Source organism: Limnohabitans sp. Rim8, assembly GCF_945869175.1.
Classification (GTDB): domain Bacteria; phylum Pseudomonadota; class Gammaproteobacteria; order Burkholderiales; family Burkholderiaceae_C; genus Limnohabitans_A.
Genome location: NZ_CAMBNZ010000122.1, coordinates 1 through 5,794, shown reverse-complemented (window position 1 = coordinate 5,794; position 5,794 = coordinate 1). Strand labels below are relative to the sequence as shown.

The window sequence follows — 5,794 nt, the reverse complement described above, 5'->3', positions numbered from 1 at the left end:
CAGCGCAGGCAAACCACCGGCAATACCGGCCAGTGCTGCGGGTGCGAGCAGGGCTTCGTGGTGGTGGACCTTGATGGCTTTTTTCATCAAATCATCCAAAGCGTCGGCGTCCAGGTTGCCCTGCGAAATCACCATCAAACGCAAGGGATCACAGATCATCTGCACAATGGAATGGTCTTTGGCCAATTTGGGGAACTCACCAAAAATCGCGCTCGAATCTGGGTTTTCAACGTGTGATTCCAAGGCCACCACGCCTTCTTTTTTCATCACGGTTTGCAACTTGCCCACCAAAAGCATCAAGGCCAAGTAGTCGGCTTGGTGCAAGCTCGGCCCCTTGATGCATTTGCCAATGCCACCCATGGCCGCTTTAAAGACCGGAAAACTGTTCGCAATCAGTGAGGCTCCGATGGCGGAGCCGCCAATGATGATGAACTCAAAAGGCGCGGCCTTGATGATGGGCGCCATTTTGCCGCCCGCGAGGACGTAGCCCCCAAACACGGCGCCGAAAACCACCGCCAAACCGATAAAGAAAAACATGCTGGCCCTTTTGTTTTAGACAATGCACCAAACACCGATGCACCAACCCAATGCCCATTGAAAAAACAAGTCCATCAAATTGCCCAGCAAGAGCACGGGCAAACCCAAATACAACGCTATCCAGGCCCAGCCTGACGGTGTCAAACGGGCTTTAGGGATGTCGTGCCCAAGGATGCTTGAATCGCGACTTGTTGACATGGTTGAATTTCCATTTACACCGTTTTAAATCGGTCGCAAATAGGGTATCTTGAGATGAATTTGTAAATTTTGCCTATTATGACGATATGGATCTGAAATGGGAGGATTTGCCGCAGGCCGAATGGGAAGAATTTCATTCGGCCCAGCACGGCGCATTGCAGCAAGCTTGGGCTTACGGTGAGGCTTTGACCGCTCTGGGTATCCGGGTCCACCGCGCCATGGTCTGGGAAGAGGGGCAGCTCTTGGCTGTTGCCCAGTTCATGTGCAAACGCGTGTTGGGTTATTTGTCGGTGGCGTCTTGCACACGCGGCCCTGTGTGGCACCCGCAGGTGCCCCCGCACCAACGTGCGCTGATTTACAAGCGCTTGCGGCAAAGCTTGCCTGTGCCTTGGTTGAAAGTGGTGCTGTTTTCTCCAGACCGAAGTGCAGACCAACTCGACCCCGCCGAAACCCAAGGCTTGTCCCGTGTGATGACCGGCTATGCCACCGTGCTGCTCGATTTGAAGCAAAGCCTGCCGAGTTTGAAAGCCGGTTTGGATGGCAAATGGCGCAATCGATTGACCAAGGCCTTGTCGACCGAAAAAATCCGTTTTCAGGTGCAGCCGAGCTTGAAGCGCTGCGAATGGCTGCTGGGGAAAGAATTGGACCAGCGTGAAGCCAAAAAGTTCCATGGTTTGCCCACCGATTTCGTGCAGGCCTACATCGCTGCGGCGGGGGATCATCGCCAGGCTTTTGTGGTGGCGTATGCAGAACTGGGCAAAAACTCGATCGCAGGCATGCTTTTTTTGATCCACGGCCGAGTCGCCAGTTACCATATGGGATGGGCCGATGAACAAGGTCGGCAACTGAGCGCCCACAATGCTTTGCTGTGGGAGGCTTTGGCTTACCTTCAGGCCATGGGCATCGAGGTGCTCGACTTGGGGGGCGTGAACACCCATGATTTGCCTGGCATCTCGCGGTTCAAATTGGGGACGGGTGGCCGTGCAACGACGCTGGCCGGAACTTTTTTTTGAGAAAAGACATGAACTTGCCTTTGTTTTCCATGCGCGCCTGGCGGGTGCTTGGCCTCAGTGGCATGGCTTTGTGGACGGTATGGGTGCCGAACGTGGCGCACGCTTGGACTCGTATTGGCGAGTCCGAGGAAGTGACCCTGTACGTCAACCGCAACACCATTGAAAAAGAAGACACCATTCGCCGTGTTTGGGAAATGCAGGATTTGAAATCGCCGGATGCGCAAGGCGTCCGGTCCAGGCGCTACATCAACGAGTACGACTGCAATTACAAAATGCACCGATTGGGGCAAATGACCAGTTATGCAGGCCCCAAAATGACCGGACAAAAATTGTTCACCGTGGACGAAATGGGCTATTGGCGAAAAATCCCACCCAACGGCGTTTTTGTCCTGACCTACATCGCGGTTTGCATACAGTAAGCCAGCCCCTCAAGCCTTGTCAGGGCTTGCTGGCGGGCGTTCCAGGTGTTGTTGGCGTTGTGGTTGCCGCAGCAGGCGTTCCAGTCTGTGGATTGGCCTCCCCAGGCTTGGCCCCCCCATACCGGGGAAACTGAACAGCCCGCTCGCGTGAGCTGTTCGTATTGTTCTTTTGCACCGTTTCGAGGTAGCGTTCTTTTTGCAGCGTCACCAAAGCCTCGACGTCACGTTTGAGGCCGTCCACATTGCCCACAGCCGATTTCAAGGACTTGACCTCGTTGCCCAGTGACTGCACCGCATTGGCCTGGGTTTGCAATTTGGCGTTGATGCCTTGCACCTGGCGGATCACCGAGTCGCTGCTGGCGGCGACTTGCTTGGCGGTTTCACTGGGCACCTTTTGCACCAAGCTCTCCGACTGTTTGAGGGAGGCGTCAATGCGGCCTTCAATTTGGCCTTGAGACTTTGTCAGTGCCACCTGTTGCGAGGCCAGTTCTTTCACGCTTTGGTTGACCCCTTCCAGAGACTCCATGCCCGTGTTGAGTTCCACCACGCGTTTGCCCACGGCCATCAGCATGGCGTCGAGTTGGTTGATGCGGCTGACCAAGCGCACGCCCATGATGAGAAAGAAAATCAGGCTGATGACCATGACGCCACCCATGACGGCCAACAACAGCCGTGCTTTTTTGTGTCCAGCGTCGGTGACTTCCTTGAATTCCTCGGTGGCCAGTCGCAACTGGCTGCTCACGCTGGTAGCCGCTTCGGCTGATTTGGTGGCCAACTCGGCTGAATCCAGCACCACCTGTGCCAAGGATTGGTATTGTTGGTAAGCCCGTTGGTCCACGGTGATGCCCACATGCATGGGTTTTTCTGGCGCAGGGCTGCTTGCAGCAGCAGGTTCGGGTGCCGGTGGTGCCGCTTCGCCTGCAGGTTCGATGGCCGCTGATTCTCGGCCCTCGATTTCAGCGGCGTCGATGGGTTCTTCAGCGGGTTTGAAAGTGTTTTCGCTCATTTTTTCTTTCCTCGGACTTGGACGGGGGGGCGCAATCGTTGGAATTGCTCTTCCAAAAATGCATTGCGTGTTCTCAACTGGGCGATGCGGATCCGGATGGGGCTGCCTTGTTCCCAGAGTTCGGCGTCGTTCACGACAGGGGGCGTCACGGCCGGCGGTTCAGCGGTTTGAATGGCCATGATCGGGGTCAAATTTTCGGGCATGGGCAGGGCGGGGCTTTCCAACCGTTTTTTCCGGGTTTTGGCTGGCGTTTTGACCGCTGCTTTGTTCGGCTTTGACCTCACTCTTTTGGCGGGCACTGGCGCAGGACTTGAATCTGTCAGGGCTTTTGAGTCTGCAGGTTTGTCGGCAGGTGCTTGGGCCTGGGTGGCAGATTGGCGCGCACTGGACTTGCGCGGCGCTGGCACTTTCGCGCCAATTTTCTTGACGGCCGAAACGGACTTTTTGGGGGGGGCTTGCCGTTCAGGCACCCCGGTGTCGGGTGTGCTTTCGGGCGGTGCTGGGGGTGAGGCGCTGTTTTTTTTCATGGCTTGGCTTTCAGGGCTCAGGTCGGGCTTTTGAGTTGCTCTTGCAGACCGCGAGTGGGGCGAACCCAGCTGCGGGGAATGCCAGGCCGCTTGGAGGCCTCGTAGCCTTCACCCAAGTTGCCATAGGGGCCCGAGACAATCACAAAGTGCGCCAGTTTCTCGCCAGGGCGATAGGCCGCAATGATCTGGGCATCCTTCAAGGGCGGATGGCGTCGCTGGATGTCCAAGACCTTGGCATAGCTGCTGGCGGTGCCGTGCTGCAGCAAAAAGCTGTTGGCGTCGAGCTTCCTCAACCAAGCTTGGCCTTGCAGTGTGCCCTCCGGGGTCTCAATGAGAGGTTCTGCAGGCGTCGTGGCCATGGCCGCCTGCGCAGGTGCCTGAGTGCTTGGCACTTGCGCAGCAGCGCCGGGCGTGTTGGGGTTTTCTGACGCAGCAGGTGCAGAAGGTGTGGCGGAAGCGGCTGTATGGGCTGGCGATGGGCTGGCCAGCTGGGGGCTAGTCAGAGGCACGGCTGCGACGGGTTTGGCCGATTGGAGTCCAAAGGCTTCCGGTTGAATCCAGAGCATCATGAAGGTGGACATGACCAAGGCGAAGGCGACGCCGAGTGCCAGCTTGTGATTGTGGCGAAGCCAGGCCGAAGCGCTCTTGACTCCCCCGCCCGATAGGCGCCAGGACTTGAGGGCCGAGGCACCATGTTGTTGAAACGTGTTCAGTTGTTGCTGCAGTTTGGAGTCGCTCACTGGGCTTGAAGGGCGCGCGTTTTCTGCAGGCGTTTGAACCGACAGCTCGGGGGCGTCGAAGGGAGAGTCCTCCACGGGGCGCTGCTGCCTCTGAATGCGCTGAATCAAGGACTGAACCGCGTTGAAGTTGCCGTCCTGGCGTGCCTGATCGAGCGCGTTTTGCGCTTGCTCCTCGGACGGTGCTTCGATGTCCCAGCGCAAAATTTTCCGTCCAAAGGCCGACAAAGGTGAGTTCTGGGCGCTGGGCTTGCCCGACATCAACAAAATGGCCCGGATATTGGCCCCCGGAAAATTTTGAATCAATCGTGCCAGCAACTGGATTTCGCTCTCGGGCAAGGTCTGGGCGTCATGGACGATCCAGATTTGGGCTTGGTGGACCGTGGCGTTGGCTTTGACGGCTTGGTTGAGGGACTGGCTGGCCAGCACTTCGTTGAAGCGGCCCAGCAAAGAGTCGGTGTTGGCCGGGAAATAGACCTCGATTTTGTGCTCTGGGGCTTGCTGGCGCACGCGCACCAGCAGCAAATTCATGTAGTGGTCGAGCAGGGCCTCAAAGGGGCAATACAGCGCCAGACTCAGACCTTCGTGGGCCACGGCGTTGGCGCAACCATCGATGCGCATGCGGTCGGCTGCACGGAAGACGCAGGGGTTCAAAGCAGCGGATTCGGGGTGGATCTGGATGTTCATGCGGTGGCTCCAGCTTTCTCAAGCCGACTGCCGTCGGGGTTGAACTGCATGCTGGGTGGGACTTTGACGCGGGGTTTGTCTTGTGGTGGATTCATGGGCGATGCCGCCTCCAGGCTGAAGACATAGGCAATGACCTGGGCCACCGCGTGGTAGAGGTCTTCAGGCACTTGTTGCTCGACTTCGGTGGTGAAGTAAATGGCGCGGGCCAAGGGCGCGGCTTCAAACAGGTAAACGCCGTGGGCCTTGGCTTCTTCGCGAATGAGTTGGGCCATGTGGTCTGAGCCTTTGGCCACCATGATGGGCGCACCGTCGCCGGTGGGGTCGTATTCCAGCGCTACGGCAAAGTGTTCGGGGTTGGTGATCACCACGTCGGCATCTTTGATTCGGGCCATCATGCGCGAGTTCGCCATCTCTCGTTGACGCCTGCGGATCTGGGCCTTGACCTCGGGACTGCCCTCCATTTGCTTGTATTCGTCCTTGACCTCTTGTTTGGTCATGCGCATCTTTTTGTTGAAAGCGTATTTTTGGTAGGGCACGTCGATCAGCGCAATGACGGCCAGACTCAAGGCGACCCACAAAGTGGATTTCATGATCATGACCGCCGCGGCCGTCAAAGCCGGCTCTAGACCCATTCGGCCCATTTGAATCAGAGACTCCATGTTGGTCATCA

The 5,794-nt window shown here is 57.4% G+C and carries 8 protein-coding genes; 2 read left to right on the top strand and 6 right to left on the bottom strand.

Annotation, left to right across the window (positions count from 1 at the left end; genetic code table 11):
- The coding region (locus tag Q0O19_RS13630) for a motility-associated protein (RefSeq protein WP_366939098.1) at positions 1-537 on the bottom strand (537 nt) is incomplete at its 3' end.
- A gap of 15 nt (positions 538-552) precedes the next feature.
- Positions 553-735 carry a hypothetical protein gene (locus tag Q0O19_RS13625; RefSeq protein ID WP_295523856.1) on the bottom strand — a complete coding sequence of 61 codons (183 nt, stop codon included), beginning with the start codon at positions 733-735 and terminating at the stop codon, positions 553-555.
- A gap of 86 nt (positions 736-821) precedes the next feature.
- On the opposite strand from Q0O19_RS13625, the gene Q0O19_RS13620 reads away from it, so the two are divergent.
- Together Q0O19_RS13620 and Q0O19_RS13615 are read left to right on the top strand one after the other, a co-directional pair.
- Positions 822-1,748 carry a GNAT family N-acetyltransferase gene (locus tag Q0O19_RS13620; protein ID WP_295523854.1) on the top strand — a complete coding sequence of 309 codons (927 nt, stop codon included), beginning with the start codon at positions 822-824 and terminating at the stop codon, positions 1,746-1,748.
- A gap of 8 nt (positions 1,749-1,756) precedes the next feature.
- The gene (locus Q0O19_RS13615; protein ID WP_295523852.1) at positions 1,757-2,167 is read left to right on the top strand and encodes a surface-adhesin E family protein; all 411 of its coding nucleotides are present in this window, start codon (positions 1,757-1,759) and stop codon (positions 2,165-2,167) included.
- A gap of 19 nt (positions 2,168-2,186) precedes the next feature.
- Here the strand turns inward: Q0O19_RS13615 and Q0O19_RS13610 are convergent, their stop codons facing one another.
- From Q0O19_RS13610 to Q0O19_RS13595, 4 genes are all read right to left on the bottom strand, one after another.
- Positions 2,187-3,173, bottom strand: a complete 987-nt coding sequence (locus Q0O19_RS13610; protein ID WP_295523850.1) for a hypothetical protein — start codon at positions 3,171-3,173, stop codon at positions 2,187-2,189.
- The gene (locus Q0O19_RS13605) at positions 3,170-3,700 is read right to left on the bottom strand and encodes a hypothetical protein (RefSeq protein WP_295523848.1); all 531 of its coding nucleotides are present in this window, start codon (positions 3,698-3,700) and stop codon (positions 3,170-3,172) included. The genes Q0O19_RS13610 and Q0O19_RS13605 overlap by 4 nt, the downstream gene beginning before the upstream one ends.
- Before the next feature lie 17 nt (positions 3,701-3,717).
- A complete protein-coding gene (locus Q0O19_RS13600; protein WP_295523846.1) occupies positions 3,718-5,124 on the bottom strand; it encodes a hypothetical protein in 1,407 nt (468 codons plus the stop codon).
- On the bottom strand, positions 5,121-5,794 hold a 674-nt coding region (locus tag Q0O19_RS13595), incomplete at its 5' end, for an EscU/YscU/HrcU family type III secretion system export apparatus switch protein (protein WP_295523844.1). The genes Q0O19_RS13600 and Q0O19_RS13595, both read right to left, overlap by 4 nt.

Excerpts from the sequence above, each read along its gene's own strand:
- Q0O19_RS13625 (WP_295523856.1), bottom strand. The coding sequence starts at position 735 with ATGTCAACAAGTCGCGATTCAAGCATCCTTGGGCACGACATCCCTAAA.
- Q0O19_RS13620 (WP_295523854.1), top strand. The coding sequence starts at position 822 with ATGGATCTGAAATGGGAGGATTTGCCGCAGGCCGAATGGGAAGAATTT.
- Q0O19_RS13615 (WP_295523852.1), top strand. The coding sequence starts at position 1,757 with ATGAACTTGCCTTTGTTTTCCATGCGCGCCTGGCGGGTGCTTGGCCTC.
- Q0O19_RS13610 (WP_295523850.1), bottom strand. The coding sequence starts at position 3,173 with ATGAGCGAAAACACTTTCAAACCCGCTGAAGAACCCATCGACGCCGCT.
- Q0O19_RS13605 (WP_295523848.1), bottom strand. The coding sequence starts at position 3,700 with ATGAAAAAAAACAGCGCCTCACCCCCAGCACCGCCCGAAAGCACACCC.
- Q0O19_RS13600 (WP_295523846.1), bottom strand. The coding sequence starts at position 5,124 with ATGAACATCCAGATCCACCCCGAATCCGCTGCTTTGAACCCCTGCGTC.